Below are 13,986 nucleotides of genomic sequence, written 5' to 3' on the forward strand. Positions count from 1 at the left end.
AGCGCCTCGACGCGGGAGTCGGCGGTCACGTTGTCGTTCACTTTCCTCCGACGCCCATGAGCCCCTGGACCAGGGCACGTCGGGCGAACAGGTAGACGAGCAGGACGGGGATCGTGGACAGCACCACGGCGGCCAGCAGGCCGGGGATGTTGATGCCGTACTGGGTCCGGAAGTTGTAGAGACCCAGAGTGAGCACCTTGGTCTCCTCGGACTGGGTGAGCACCAGGGGGAAGAGGAAGCCGTTCCAGGCCTGCAGGGCGGAGAAGACGACGATCGTCGACAGTCCGCCGCCGGACAGCGGGAGGACGAGCTGGAAGAAGGTCCGCCGGACGGAGGCGCCGTCCACGGCCATCGCCTCGAACAGTTCGGAGGTGATGTCACGCATCGTGCCGGTCAGGATCAGGGTGCAGACCGGCAGGCAGAACGCCGCGGTCGGCAGGATGACGCCGATGAGGTTGTCGTAGAGCCCTGCCTTGCTGATGACGTAGAACATCGGGACGATCACGGCCTGCGCGGGGATGGCCAGGCCCAGCAGGAAGAGCCGGAACACCTGCGAGGCGCCGCGGCCCCGGTTGCGCACGATGGTGAACGCCAGCGGCGGCACGAGCAGCAGCACGATGGCCACCACGCTGACGGTGACGACGACCGTGTTGAGGAAGTACTGCCCGAAGCCGTTGCTGAAGTCCTGGATGTAGTTGTCCAGCGTGAAGGACCGCGGGAAGGACAGCGGGCCGCCCGCGCTGTAGTCGGCGCGCGACTGCACGGTGGCGCCGAGCATGACGTACAGCGGCGTGCCGACCAGGGCCAGCCACAGCAGGGCGCCCAGTCCCGCGAGGTAGTTGGGGCGTCGCCTCATCACAGCCCCTCCTTGGTGCCGGCCATCTTGTCGTAGCCGGAGGCGCGGACGACGACCAGCGAGATCACGGTGGCGACGACGACGAGCATCAGCGCGACGGCCGCGCCCGCGCCGAAGTCGAAGCCCTTGAAGGCCTTGTCGTACATGTAGTAGGCGGTGATGGTGGTGTCGGTGCCGGGGCCGCCCTGGGTGAGGATCAGCACCGTGTCGAAGGTGGTGAGACCGCCGACGATCATCAGGATCATCGAGGTGATGATCGAGTTGCGCAGCTGCGGCAGCGTGATGTGGAAGAACTGCCGTACCGTGCCCGCGCCGTCGATCTGCGCCGCCTGGTAGAGCACCTGCGGGATGGCCCGGGTCGCGCCCTGGTAGATCAGCGCGTGGAACGGGGTGAACTGCCAGGTGCTGACGAACACCAGCACACCGATCGCGGCGGTCTGCGTGCCGAAGAGGTTGCCGTCGCCGAACAGCCAGCGCGCCTGCGAGGGAACGCCGAAGTTGGGGTCGAGCAGCGCGCGCCACAGGACCGACACGGCGGTCGCCGACAGGAGCAGCGGCACGAAGAAGACGGCGGACAGCACGGCGCGGTTGCGCTGCGGACCGGCGGCCCAGACGCCGAGCAGGATGCTCAGCGGGGTCTGGACGACGACGCCGAGCACGGTGAGCAGCACGCTCAGCCAGAGGCTCTTGATCAGCACCGGGTCCTGGAAGACCTTGACCCAGTTGTCGAAGCCCGCGTACTCGGGCGAGCCCAGACCGCTCCAGCTCGTGAAGGAGAGGACCGCCACCAGTGCCAGCGGCACGACGGCGAAGAGGGCGAAGAAGATCGTGGCGGGGAGGGCCCAGGCGATGCCCGGCCGGCCGATGGAACGGCCGGCCGGACGCCGCGTCTGCCGCTTGCCCGTCACGGTGGCGGTGAGGGAGACCATGCGGGGGACGTCGCTCTCAGGAGGTGGGCAGGGCCTGCATGGCCTTGATGAAGCCGTCCGCGTCGATCTGGCCGTTGAAGAACTGCTGCACGGCCTGCTGGATCGGCGTGCCGGCCGACGGCGGGTAGGCCTGGTCCCACGACAGCTGGAACGAGGGGGCCTTCTTGACCAGGTCGAACTGGTACTTCAGGTACTCGGGGTGGTCGGTCGTGTCGAGGAACTTGGTGGTGTTCGTGGTGGTCGGCAGGTTGCCGATCGCCAGCTGCTGCTTGACGAAGTCGTCGGAGTACATGAGCTTGAGGAACTCCGCGACCGCCTCCGGGTGCTCGGTCTTCTTCAGCACCGAGTAGAAGTTGTTGGTGTTCCCGACGACGTTCGCCGCGGCGCCCTTGCCGCCCGGGATGGTCGGGAACTCGGTGTAGCCCAGGTCGTTCTTGGCGAAGTCCGGGCTGGCGTCCTGCTGCGTGGAGTACTCCCAGGAGCCCATGAGCTCGAAGGCGGCCTTGCCGGAGGCGAGCAGCTGGGCCGAGCCGCCGTCGGTGAACTTCACCGAGTCGTAGTTGGTGCCGAAGGCGCCGGCGTCGATGAGCTCCTTGAGCATGCTCAGCGCCTTCTTGCTGTCCGCGCTCTCCCAGGCGCTCTTGTCACCGGCCAGCGCCTTGCTGAACAGCTCCGGACCGGCGACGCGGTCGTAGAGGTACTCGAACCACATCAGGGTCGGCCACCTGTCGCCGCCGCCGAGCGCGAACGGGGTGACGCCCTTGGCCTTGAGCTTGCCGATAACGTCCAGGAGCTCGTCCCAGGTCTTCGGCGGTTGCACGCCGGCGTCGGCGAGGACCTTCTTGTTGCTGAACATCAGCACCGGCTGGGTGCCGCGCATCGGCACGCCGTAGGCCTTGCCGTCGATCACCGCGGTGTTGAAGACCGAGGGCAGGAAGTTGTCCTTCAGGCCCGGGTCCTTCTTGATGAAGTCGTCGAGCGGGAGCAGCAGACCGGCCTTGACGAACGGCTGGATGCTGCCGCCGCCCCAGTTGAAGAAGACGTCGGGGGCCTGCTTGGTGTTGATGACGGTCTGCAGCTTCTGCTGGTAGTCCGCACCGGGGATCGTGTCGAGGACGGCCTTGACCTTCGAGGTCTTGTTGAACTCGGCGACGATCTGCTTCTCCACCTTGTTCGCGGAGTCGCCGTACACGAGGACGTGGATTGTCCCGGAATCACCCCCCGCCGAGGCGCCGTCACCGCTGCTGCAGGCGGTCAGGGTCAGACCCAGTGCCAGTGTCGCGCCGCCGGCGACGGCACGGGGGAACCACGCACGCTTCTTCATAATCGACCTCTCGAAAGTTTCGGCCACTTTGCCGAAATTCGCTTGATGACGGACCGTAGGCTGCGGCCTCGCCCTGGTCAACAGCGGGGAATTGAAGCGACCAAACCGTTACCGAACCGCCGTGCCCTATCCTGTGCGGCATGCGTGATGATGAGACCACGGGCCGGATCACTCTGGCCGACGTGGCTTCGAAAGCGGGCGTATCACTTTCGACAGTTTCGAAGGTGCTCAACGGACGTCCCGATGTGGCCGCGCCGACCCGGAGCAAGGTCGAGCGCCTGCTGGAGGTGAACGGCTACCGGCGCCCCTCCCCCACGCAGCCGGAGTCGCGGCTGATCGAGATCGTCTTCCACGAACTCGAGAGCGTCTGGGCGATGGAGCTCATCCGGGGCGTGGAGAACGTCGCCAAGAGCCGCAACATGAGCGTGGTGCTCACCGAGAGCGGCACCCGGCACGCACCCGGCCCCGAGTGGATCGAGGGCGTGCTGCGCCGCCGCCCGCTCGGCGTCGTCCTCGTCTTCTCCTCGCTGCCCGACGACATCAAGCGCAAGCTGCGCTCACGGGCCATCAACTTCGTGATCATCGACCCGGCGGGCGACCCAGAGCCCGACGTGCCGTCCGTGGGCTCGGCGAACTGGGCCGGCGGCGTCGCCGCCACCCGGCACCTCATCGACCTCGGTCACCGCCGCATCGGGATCATCACCGGACCCGACGACATGCTGTGCTCCCTGGCCCGTCTCGACGGCTTCCGCTCGGCCATGAGCATGGCGGGGCTCACCGTCGACAACGACCTGATCCGCTACGGGGACTTCCACGTCCAGGGCGGACACGACGGAGCGCTCGCCCTGCTGGAGCGGCCGGACCCGCCCACCGCCATCTTCGCGGGCAGCGACCTGCAGGCGCTCGGCGTCCTCGAGGCCGCACGGGTCAAGGGCCTGCAGGTGCCCAGGGACCTCTCGGTGGTGGGCTACGACGACATCCCGCCTGCCCGGTGGGCGAGCCCGTCGCTGACCACCGTCAACCAACCGCTCGTGGAGATGGCCGAGGAGGCCGCCCGGATGCTGTTGCGGTTGTCGCAGCCCGAGGGGACCGGCGACAAGAGCAACACCAGTATGGAGCTCGGAGTCAGACTGGTCGTCAGAAAGAGCACGGCGCCGCTGCGGGAGGCCGGGGAACCCGGGGGCCGCTAGGAGGCCGCGCGGAGAGGCGGGGTGGAACGAGGAGCGGGTCGGGGCCGTGTCCGGCACGGCGGGGAAGGCGGACGCAGCGGAGCCTCGACGACCGACGACGACGCCGCCAGACGAGAGCCGACGGCTCTCGACGCCGTCCCGCCTGTCGGCACGGCCCCCACGCCCCGAAAGGGCGCGGGAGGGGCGCACCGCGCCGTTCGCGGGGCGCGGGGCGGCACGAGGTCGAAGGCATGTGACGAAGCCCACACCAGATGCCAACGCTTCGTGGATCAGCGGTGATTACCGCGGCCGCGCGGCGGGAAGTGCTCGCTATGGCCGAGGCCGAGAGCCCGGTCAGCCCCGCTGGTGGGCGCTGATGAAGGGGAGATGCACCCATGCGCACCCACGCACGACACAGCCGCGGCGAGCGCTCGTCGGCGGTTCTCCAGGAGGAGCACGAACGTCGCGAGCCGTTCGAGCTGCTGACGGCGGACGACGCCGACGAGGCCGACGAGGCCTTCGACGAGGAGGGCTACGACGCCTTCCGCGTGCACTGCCCCGACTGCGCCCGTCCGATCGCCATTCTCCCCGGCGAGGACGTCCTGCCGCAGCACGCGCTGTGCGCCTCGCCGTGGAACCCCTTCGGGCTGACGATCTGCCCGGGCTCCGGGCGTCCCGCAGCCGAGGCCACCCCCGCCGGCGGGGACACCCCGGGCGAGGACACGGAGTGGGGCACGCTGCTCACGCTCCCCGCCGGGCTGGACTGGCGCACTCAGCCTTTCTCCCACGTGGGCGGCCCCGGTTCGCGGCCGCTGCGCGTACCGCTCCAGCGCGCCGCCTGACCCCCGCCGCACCCACCACGCAGGGCGCGGGTGGCGCGCCGCCCGGCCGGGCGGGCGGCGCGGCACCCGCGCGTGCGGTGCTCCTCGCCCCGCCTCAGTGCTCCTTGCTCTCCGGGCCGGCGAGACTGCGGGCGATGACCATGCGCTGGATCTGGTTGGTGCCCTCGACGATCTGCAGCACCTTGGCCTCGCGCATGTACCGCTCGACGGGGAAGTCGGCGGTGTAGCCGTAACCGCCGAGCAGCTGAACCGCGTCCGTGGTCACCTGCATCGCGGCGTCCGTGCAGAAGAGCTTCGCCATGGCCGCCTGCCGGGAGAACGGCCGGCCCGCGTCCCGCAGCCGGGCCGCCGCGAGGTAGAGCGCCCGCCCGGCCTCGATCTTGGTGGCCATGTCGGCGATCATGAAGCGCAGCCCCTGGAAGTCCACGACAGGGCGGCCGAACTGCTGCCGGGTCATCCCGTAAGCGAGCGCCTCGTCGAGCGCGGCCTGGGCGACGCCGATGGCGCAGGCGGCGATGCCGAGGCGGCCCGAGTCCAGTGCGGCCAGCGCGATGGTGAAGCCCTGGCCCTCGTCGCCGACGCGGCGGCTGTCGGGAACCCACACGCCGTCGAGGTGGAGCTGGGCCGTGGGCGACCCCTTCATGCCCATCTTCTTCTCCGGGGCTGCCGCGGTCAGGCCCTCCGCGTCCCCGGGCACCAGGTACGCGGTGATGCCCCGCGGGCCCTCGGCCCCGCTACGGGCCAGCACCGTGTAGAAGTCCGCGACGCCGCCATGGGTGATCCACGCCTTGGTGCCGTCGATCCGCCAGGCGTCGCCCTCCCGGGTGGCCCGGGTGCGCAGCGAGGCGGCGTCGGAGCCTGCGGCGGGCTCGGAGAGGCTGTAGGCGCCGAGAAGGGAGCCCCCGAGCATCGCGGGCAGGTGCTCGGTGCGCTGCTCCTTGCTGCCGAAGTGGGCGACCGCGTGGCAGGCCAAGGTGTGCACGCTGACGCCGAGGCCGACGGTGAGCCGGGCCGCCGCCAGTTCCTCGAGCACCTGCAGGTAGACCTCGTACGGCTGGCCACCGCCGCCGTACTCCTCCTGGTAGGGCAGTCCGAGCAGCCCGGCCTCGCCGATGAGGCGGAAGACCTCGCGCGGGAACACGCCGGCGTCCTCCTCCTCGGCCGCCCTGGGCTTGATCTCCCGGTGTGCCAGCTCGCGTACGAGTGCGAGCAGGTCGCGGGCCTCCTCCGTGGGAAGCTGTCGGTCCACCGGCTGAAGGCCGTCGTGGGACATGGCGGCACTCTCCTCCCTGTCGGGCGCTGCGGCGGCGTCCGCTCAGGGTGTGGCGGCGCCGCCGGTTCGTCGACCGTCGTCCGATGGTCTCCCGCCGGGTCACGGCACGGTCCGACCTGCGGCTGCGGCGCGTTGGAGTATGCCTGATCGGAGGCGTCGCAGTCACGGGTCCCAGGTCGTCGAAAAGCGTGCGGCGGCGGATTCTCCCCACACCGCGCACCCCTGGGGCGGGCCTTTCACAAGGCGGCACGCGCCATTGGGCCGTCCGGATGACCCTCGTACCGCGCGGCCCGATGGAGGATGCGAGCAGGCCGGTCCCCCGGAAGGCAGCGAAGCCGGAGTCCGGGAAAGGTGACGGCCGCGTCCTCGTGCCGGGCGTAGGCCCGCGGGTGGCCGCGGCGCGCCGTAGCGCTGGCCGCCTGCGGCGGCCGGGACACGGACGTAGCGGGCGGGCCGGTCGCCCTGGAGCGGATCGGGGCGGCGGGCGGCCCCGCGCCCCTCAGCTGCAGACCGACGTTGCGGAGCTGCGCCTCGGAGCCCCCTCGACGGCACGCGGCACCTATGTGCCGCTCACTTTCGCCGGCGCGACCGGGCAGAAGGCGTGGCGGGCGGAGGCGCAGCCGTACGGCGGTTCGTACCTGATCGTGGAGCGCTGGGGGGTGGAGAACGCCCCGAGGCATGGAGCCGGTGCGCGAGAAGCTGGGTGGCAGGGTCGAGCAGGGGGCGCGCCGCGGCGGGCACTCCTCCTCGGCGCCCTCGCCCTCGCGGTGCCACCCGCGCACCGGTGACCGTCACTCATGACGCGCGGCGGCCGGAGGGACCTCCGACGCGGCCGCCTGCGCCGCCGCCGCATGGACGGCGGCGGCGCAGGACGGTGTGCGTCTGGTACCGGTGACGCGGGCGCGGGCGCGGACCTCCGCATCGTCGCCTCGACGGCCGGCCCCGCGCGGACTCGCCGGGACCCGGCCGCGGGACCGTCTCCACGGGCCGCGAGGCGGTCGAGGACACCCGGCCGCCGAGCGCCGGGGCCGCGTGACGGCCCAGGCGGGGCGACGCCCGGCACGCGGCAGCGTGCGCCTGATGTGCCGGGCCGCCGTAGCCTCGCGGGGAGCCGGTCAGACCTCCAGTTCGCCTTCGATGCGCTTGAGCTGGTGGCGGGCCATCGCAAGGTTCGCGCGGTTCTTGTCCAGTGCGACGTAGAGGAACAGGCCCTTGCCCGAACGCCCGGTCAGCAGCCGGATCATGTGGATCTGGGAGTCGAGGGTGATCAGGATGTCCTCGATGTGCTCCTTGAGATTGAGCATCTCCATCGTGCGCATCTTGGCGCGGACGACGTCGGTGTTGCCCGCGGCCGCGACCGTCAGGTCGAGGTCCTTGGAACCGCCGAGCGTGCCCAGCGCCATGCCGCTGCCGTAGTCCACGAGAGCGACGCCCAGGACGCCCTCGATCGACGTCATGACATCCTTCAGCGCGGTCTCGGTGTTGGCCATTGCGGTCTCGCTTCCTTGTGGTGTGGTTCTCTGACGTGACGAATGCCTGGGTCCGGTGGCGGCGCGGCCGCGTCCCGTGCCCGACGGCTTGTCGGCTGGGGAACTGGGTCGTGCGGTCATCTCCGCTCCTGTCGTTGGAGCGCGAGGTCGACGATCTCCTCGATCCGTCGACCGGATCGTCGGGCCTCCAGGTGCAGGCGGCCCACGTTTGAGTCGGGCCCCGCCACCAGGGCGAGGGCCATGGCGTCGCCGGCGGCGTACGCGGCGATGTAGCCGCTGTCCCCCCGGACGAGCAGTTCCCGGAAGGCGCCGCGGGCGGTGGCCTCGGTGATCCGGGCCGCAACGCCCAGGGCCGCGGCGGTCAGTGCGGCGACCCCTTCCGGCTCCGGACCGCTCAAATCGTGCGCGACGACCAGGCCGTCGACGCTGGCGACGAGCCCGCCGGTCAGGTGCGGCACCCTCGCCCGCAGACTGCGGAGTTCGGCCAGGACGTCGGCTTCGAGTGCCACCAGCTGTCTCCTTCCGGCAAGCTGCCGCAGAGCCTTCTTCCACGGTCGTTCGGCGGGCGCCGGGCGGGTCGGCAGGGCGCTCACAGGCGGGCCTCCAGGGCGGCACGAAGTCGGAGCAACAGGACGACGGAGGGGTCGCAGGACGGCAGGACCGCCGGCAGCGGTCCGCCTCGGGCGACGGGCGGGGGCGTGGGAACCGGTGCCGGCCGCCCGGAGGGCGCCTGCGGGGGCGGCGCGGGCCGGGCCGTGGAGGGCACGGGAGGCACGGCCGGTGGCGCCTCGGCGCGAAGCGGCGTGCTGATCCGGCCGGTCGCCGCCAGCCGGCGTACGTCCAGCAGGGTCGCGAAGGCCGAGCGCCCCAGGTGCCAGGCGATCTGCACCGGCGTACGGATTCCGTCCGCCGCCCCCAGCACCGCCAGCTGACCGGCTGTGGGGGCCCGTGCCCGCCGACCGTGCACCTCGCCCTCCGGGCGGGGGACGACGGGGCATGCGTCGGTGTCGTCCCAGGGCCAGGTCCGCTCCAGTTGCGCCCGGCGCCGCTGCGCCTCCGCGGCCACGCGCTGGGCGGGGACGGGCCGGGCGATGGGGCCGAGCGGAAAGGCGGCGCCCGGCCGGAACCGGTCGGGTTCCGCGTCGGGCAGCAGGGTGAAGTAGGCGGCGTCGAAGAGCGTCAGCAGGTGGCACAACTCCAGTTCCCCGCGGGCCACCCGCCCGGAATCGACGAGGCGATCGCCGACACCGCGCCCGGCGCTCGCGGTGATGACCGCCTCGCGCCACTGGTCCGGGGAGAGCAGGCCGCAGGCCGTGAGCCGCACCCCGAGATCCGGTGCGCACGGGCTCTCGGCGTGGACGACCGCCCCGTCACGGAGGTAGACCGTCCCCGCCGATCCGTACAGCGCCCCGCTGGCCCTCGCCTCCGCGAGCCTCGCCAGCGCGGCGGTGAAGGCGTACGCGCCGGTCACGCCCGTGCGGAGGGGCGCAGGTGCGCCGCCGCGGGCCGGAGTGCGCCGGGGCAGACCCCGCAGGACCGGCCGTGCCGCGTCGGTGCCCGTCATACGAGCACCAGCCGCTCCGCGATGGCCTGCAGTCCCAGCCGGGCGACGGCCAGGTTGGCCAGCGACCGGTCCAGCCACAGGTAGAGGACGACGTCGCTGTCGAAGAAGGTGTCGAGGAACCGGATGAGGTGGTAGCTCCCCGGAGCCGTGATGATGATGTCCTCGACCGGGACCCTTCCCGACTCCTTCGCCGTGAAGGTGCCGCCTTCCACGACGGCGCGCGCCGCCTCGGTGGCGTCGGCGGCGGCCGCCTCGTGGCCGTGTCCTGGCTCCTCGCCGACGGCCCCGAGGAGGAGGCCGCTGCTCCAGTCGACCACGCTCGCCCCGAGCACTCCGGGAATCGCCAGCGCCTCGGATAGGCACTCGTCTATGCCGGGCACGCACACCCCTCCGCCGCACATCTGGTAAATGGGACAGCACGGAACGTTACCCAGCCGGCACACGATGCGGGTGAGTTCAGACATTTCCCAGTGGCATGTGCCGATGGCTCGCTAGGATTCGCCGCCTTTACGTCAGTCAGCCCCATCGGCCTCGGGACCGCCCCGGGCGATCCGTGCCAGGACGTCCAGCACGTCGCCAAGGACCTGCGCAGACGGCGAGGCGAGACCGATCCGCACGGCGTGCGGCGCGCTGCCGCGCTGCTGCGCTTCCTCAGGGCGCCTTCCCGGGGCCGGTGACCCGTCGGTGTTTACGACAGGGCGGGCCGCCCTGTCGTACCCGGATGTGATGATGGCGAAGTGAGAGGGCGTCAAGCCCGGTGCTGCCGGGACGCTCGGCGTGTCACATCCGTGGACGGACCCGTGCGGCCGGGGGCCGCACACGGTCGGCAGGACGGCGGGCGGCACGCCCGGCGGGTCCATGCGGCCTGACAGGGGGCCGAGTGCCCTGACGCGGAGGGGAAGAGATGATGGGCGAGGACGAGAAGAAGCACCAGAAGGCCCCCCAGGACGTGGCTGCGGTGGTCAAGGGCGTGGTGGCGTGGGCGAAGGAGAACAGTGAGCTTGTCTGGGACCGGCAGGCGGACGGGAGGTTCCGGGCCGGGTACGTCCTCAGGCTCTCCCCTTCCCGGTCGGTCATGCTGAAGATCGAGAAGGCCCCCGGCAGCCCCGCCGACTGGCACTTCGGTCCTGCCAAGAGCCTCGTCGACCAGGTGGAGGGGAAGTCCCGGGGCACGACCCTGCGCTGAGGCGTGCGACGACCGGCTCACCCGTCGCAGCCGCCACCGGCCGGGCGCGCCGGCGCCCGGCTCATCGGGGACGGCGACCGCGGACGCCGCTGCCGCGGCAGCGGCGCGGGCGGTCTCCGGCCACCCGCGCGGCCGTCCTCCACCTCCGTCGGCTGACCTGGCTCAGGATCACCGGCGCCGACGGCGCCCGAGCGGTCACCAGGCCCACCGTGCGAGCCGCGGGGCCAACCCGGCTCACCCCGAACAGCCGCTCGCCCACACCGTGATGCGTGCTACACCGTGGCGTCGACCAGCGAGAGCGAGTGCAGGCGCTCGGGCGGGCCGGGCCGCGCGTAGTACCAGCCCTGCGCGGTGTCGCAGCCCAGCGCCCGCAGGTGCTCGGCCTGGGCGCCGGTCTCCACGCCCTCCACCGTCACCGACAGCCCCAGGGTGTGCGCCAGGTCGACGACGATCTCGACGATCTTCACGTCCACCGGGTCGGCCGGCCGCTGCTGCATGCCGCGGGTGAAGGAGCGGTCGAGCTTGAGCGTGGTGATGGGCAGCCGGCGCAGCGAGGCCAGGTTGGAGTAGCCGGTGCCGAAGTCGTCCAGGGCGATGGCCATGCCGAGGTCGGCGAACTCCCGCAGCGGGCGCATCAACGCCTCGTCGGCGCCGATGAAAGCGCTCTCGGTGACCTCCAGGCACAGCGCCGTCGGCTCCAGCCCGGCCTCCCTGATCACCGCGAGGGTCTCCGGCACCAGGCCGGGGTGGCCGAGCTGGGCCGGGGAGAGGTTGACGTTGATCCGCAGCGGATGGCCGTCGCTGCGCGGGAACTGCCAGTCCCGGGCCTGCCAGGCGGCCTGCTGCAGCACCCAGTGCCCGAGCGGCACGATCAGCCCGGTGCTCTCGGCCAGCGGGATGAACTGGTCGGGCCCGAGCACGCCGTGTACGGGGTGGCACCAGCGCACCAGCGCCTCGGCGCCGCGGACGCTGCCGTCGCCGAGCCGTACCAGCGGCTGGTACTCGATGAAGAACTCGCCGCGCTCCAGCGCCGTGGGCAGCCGGTTGGTCAGCCCGTGCCGGGTGATGGCGCGCGCGTCGGAGTCGGGGTCGGCCAGTTCGAAGCGGTTGCCGCCCGCGGCCTTGGCCCGGTACATGGTGATGTCGGCGCTGCGCAGCACCTCGGCGGGGCCCAGGGAGCCGGCCTTGCCCTCGACGATGCCGATGCTGCACCGTACGGACAGGTCGCGGCCGTCCACCCGGATCGGGTCGGCGAGTGCCGTCAGGATCAGGTCGGCGAAGCCGGTGATGTCCGCGCGGCTCGCGGGGTTGACCACCAGGGCGGCGAACTCGTCGCCCCCGATGCGGGCCACGAGCTGGTCGGGCGAGGTGACACAGGCCTGGAGGCGTTCGGCGACGGCGACCAGGAGCCGGTCGCCGACCGCGTGGCCGAGGCTGTCGTTGACGTCCTTGAAGCCGTCGAGGTCGAGGTAGCAGACGCCGACGCCGACGCCGTCGGGACCACCCAGCGTCTGCTCCAGGCGCTCGAAGAAGAGGTTGCGGTTGGCCAGTCCGGTGAGCGCGTCGTGGGTGGCCTCGTAGCGCAGCCGCTCGCTGAGCAGACGCTCCTCGGTGATGTCCTCCATCAGGGCGAGCATGTACTGCGGGGTGCCGTCGGCGTCGCGCAGCAGGGAGACCGTCAGGTTGGTCCACAGCGGGCTGCCGTCGGGCAGGTAGTAGGCCTTCTCGATCCGGTAGTGGTCACGCTCGCCCCGGTTGAGCTGGCGCTGCAGCTCCCAGAACTCGGGGGCGTCGTCCGGATGCACCCAGTCGTAGATGTTCTTGGTGCGGATGTGCCGTTCCAGCCCGCCGAACATGGTGGTGAGGGCGTCGTTGACGTCCAGGACGCGGCCGTCCATGTCGGCGATGCCGATGCCTATGGAGGCGCCCTGGAAGACCGCGCGGAAGCGCACCTCGCTCTCGTGCAGCGCCTGTTCGACGGCGCTCCGGGCGGCGAGCGCCGCCCGGGACAGCGCCTCCTGCTCGGTCCGTGTGCGTTCCTGCAGGGCGCGGGCGTAGCCGGCGGCCACCCAGTGCAGCAGGCGGTTGCAGCGTGTGCGGCTCTCCTCGGGGGCGAGGGCGGGGCCGGGCGGGCAGTACAGCAGCAGATAGGCGTCGACGACATCGAGGATGCGGGGCAGCGCCTCGGGATCGGTGCAGTGCGCGGCCACGAGCGCGGCACCGACCTCCGCGGCGGGGCGCGGGTCGAAGGGCTGCGCGCGCAGCGTGGTGTTGAGACGGGCGGCGAGCGGCATCAGATACTCCGCGAACTCGCCACGCGTCATGGAGGTGGTGGTGACCGGGTAGATCGCCCGGCTCCAGATGATCGCGAAGCGCCGCAGGCTGTCCGCGGGCTGCGGCTCCGGGCCGGGTTCTCCGGTCACGGTGAGGGCCACGTGGTCACGCCTTGCGGCCGACGCCCGCGTACCCGCTGAAGACGACCGGATCGGGCTCGTCGTCGTCCGTTCCGTCGGGGCGCCACAGCGGCGGCGAGACGAGGCCTGGCTCGACGAGGCCGAAGCCGTCGAAGAAGCGCTCGACCTCGGCCCCCGACCGCATGATCAGCGGCGAGCTCGCGCTGCGGTAGACGTCCTCGACCTGCTCCCCCTCCTCCGGTCTGCGCGGACCGCCCTCGACCGAGGCGTGGCTGACGACCAGCAGGCTGCCGGGGGCGAGGGCGTCGCGGAGTCCGGCCACGGCCTTGGCCGGTTCGTCGGCGTCCTCGAGGAAGTGCAGGACCGCGACGAGCAGCAGGGCGACCGGCCGGTCGAGGTCGATGAGCCCGCGCACTTCCGCGCTGTCCAGGATGTCGTGAGGGGAGCGCAGGTCGGCGGCGACGACGGCGGTGTTCTCGCTGCGCTCCAGCACGGCGCGGCTGTGGGCGACGGCGACCGGGTCGTGGTCGACGTAGACGACATGAGCGCCGGGACTCGCGGCCTGGGCGACCTCGTGGACGTTGCCGAAGGTGGGGATGCCGGAGCCGATGTCGAGGAACTGGGTGATGCCCTCGTCGACGGCGAAGCGCACGGCCCTGCGCATGAACGCCCGGTTGGCCTGCATGATCTTCGGCAGCCCCGGGAAGGCCGCGATGGCTCGCCGCCCGGCCTCCCGGTCGACCTCGAAGTTGTGGGAGCCGCCCAGATAGTAGTCGTAGATGCGGGACACGCTGGGCACGGAAAGATCGATGCCCTGGGGGGCCCAGGCGGGACGCTCCATCACTGTTCCAGCTCCTCGGCGACTCGGGGAGCCCGGCCGTATCCACGGCCAGGTGCGACAGAGGCTACTGATCAGCCGTTCAAGAGGAAACAAGAGGT

13 protein-coding genes are annotated in these 13,986 nt (G+C 71.6%); 3 read left to right on the plus strand and 10 right to left on the minus strand.

Annotated elements, in window-relative coordinates:
- Positions 1-37: 37 nt before the first annotated feature.
- Genes ACRWND_RS14220 through ACRWND_RS14230 form a run of 3 tightly spaced genes read right to left on the minus strand, consistent with a single transcriptional unit; the run spans position 38 to position 3,109 of the window.
- Entirely contained in the window at positions 38-856 is an 819-nt protein-coding gene (locus tag ACRWND_RS14220; RefSeq protein ID WP_431949106.1) for a carbohydrate ABC transporter permease, read from the minus strand.
- Complete coding sequence (locus ACRWND_RS14225) at positions 856-1,785, minus strand: carbohydrate ABC transporter permease (protein ID WP_431949107.1); 930 nt, start codon at positions 1,783-1,785, stop codon at positions 856-858. Before ACRWND_RS14225 ends, ACRWND_RS14220 begins: the two co-directional genes overlap by 1 nt.
- 16 nt (positions 1,786-1,801) lie before the next feature.
- Complete coding sequence (locus tag ACRWND_RS14230) at positions 1,802-3,109, minus strand: ABC transporter substrate-binding protein (RefSeq protein WP_431949108.1); 1,308 nt, start codon at positions 3,107-3,109, stop codon at positions 1,802-1,804.
- 128 nt (positions 3,110-3,237) lie between these two features.
- On the opposite strand from ACRWND_RS14230, the gene ACRWND_RS14235 reads away from it, so the two are divergent.
- On the plus strand, positions 3,238-4,299 hold the full coding sequence (locus ACRWND_RS14235; RefSeq protein WP_431949147.1) for a LacI family DNA-binding transcriptional regulator: 1,062 nt from the start codon (positions 3,238-3,240) through the stop codon (positions 4,297-4,299).
- 374 nt (positions 4,300-4,673) lie between these two features.
- Positions 4,674-5,120: a hypothetical protein gene (locus ACRWND_RS14240; RefSeq protein ID WP_431949109.1), complete on the plus strand. Its 447-nt coding sequence runs from the start codon at positions 4,674-4,676 to the stop codon at positions 5,118-5,120.
- 94 nt (positions 5,121-5,214) lie between these two features.
- Here the strand turns inward: ACRWND_RS14240 and ACRWND_RS14245 are convergent, their stop codons facing one another.
- The 5 genes from ACRWND_RS14245 to ACRWND_RS14265 all read right to left on the minus strand — a co-directional run bounded on the left by ACRWND_RS14245 (position 5,215) and on the right by ACRWND_RS14265 (position 9,827).
- Positions 5,215-6,393, minus strand: a complete 1,179-nt coding sequence (locus ACRWND_RS14245) for an acyl-CoA dehydrogenase family protein (RefSeq protein ID WP_431949110.1) — start codon at positions 6,391-6,393, stop codon at positions 5,215-5,217.
- A gap of 1,115 nt (positions 6,394-7,508) precedes the next feature.
- The gene (locus ACRWND_RS14250; protein WP_431949111.1) at positions 7,509-7,883 is read right to left on the minus strand and encodes a hypothetical protein; all 375 of its coding nucleotides are present in this window, start codon (positions 7,881-7,883) and stop codon (positions 7,509-7,511) included.
- A 116-nt stretch (positions 7,884-7,999) separates the two neighbouring features.
- Positions 8,000-8,392, minus strand: a complete 393-nt coding sequence (locus tag ACRWND_RS14255; protein WP_431949112.1) for a roadblock/LC7 domain-containing protein — start codon at positions 8,390-8,392, stop codon at positions 8,000-8,002.
- Positions 8,393-8,472: 80 nt separating this feature from the next.
- Positions 8,473-9,447 carry a transcriptional regulator gene (locus tag ACRWND_RS14260; RefSeq protein ID WP_431949113.1) on the minus strand — a complete coding sequence of 325 codons (975 nt, stop codon included), beginning with the start codon at positions 9,445-9,447 and terminating at the stop codon, positions 8,473-8,475.
- Positions 9,444-9,827 carry a hypothetical protein gene (locus tag ACRWND_RS14265; RefSeq protein ID WP_431949114.1) on the minus strand — a complete coding sequence of 128 codons (384 nt, stop codon included), beginning with the start codon at positions 9,825-9,827 and terminating at the stop codon, positions 9,444-9,446. The genes ACRWND_RS14260 and ACRWND_RS14265 overlap by 4 nt, the downstream gene beginning before the upstream one ends.
- 524 nt (positions 9,828-10,351) lie before the next feature.
- Between ACRWND_RS14265 and ACRWND_RS14270 the strand changes: the two genes are divergently transcribed.
- Positions 10,352-10,633, plus strand: a complete 282-nt coding sequence (locus tag ACRWND_RS14270; RefSeq protein ID WP_431949115.1) for a hypothetical protein — start codon at positions 10,352-10,354, stop codon at positions 10,631-10,633.
- Positions 10,634-10,905: 272 nt separating this feature from the next.
- On the opposite strand, the gene ACRWND_RS14275 is transcribed toward ACRWND_RS14270, so the two are convergent.
- A complete protein-coding gene (locus ACRWND_RS14275; protein ID WP_431949116.1) occupies positions 10,906-13,068 on the minus strand; it encodes a putative bifunctional diguanylate cyclase/phosphodiesterase in 2,163 nt (720 codons plus the stop codon).
- Positions 13,069-13,072: 4 nt separating this feature from the next.
- Positions 13,073-13,888, minus strand: coding sequence for an SAM-dependent methyltransferase (locus ACRWND_RS14280; protein ID WP_431949117.1), 816 nt, complete (start codon positions 13,886-13,888; stop codon positions 13,073-13,075).
- Between the last annotated feature and the right edge of the window lie 98 nt (positions 13,889-13,986).

The sequence above is a fragment of the Actinacidiphila sp. bgisy167 genome (genome assembly GCF_965342175.1).
In the GTDB taxonomy this organism is placed as follows: Bacteria; Actinomycetota; Actinomycetes; order Streptomycetales; family Streptomycetaceae; genus Actinacidiphila.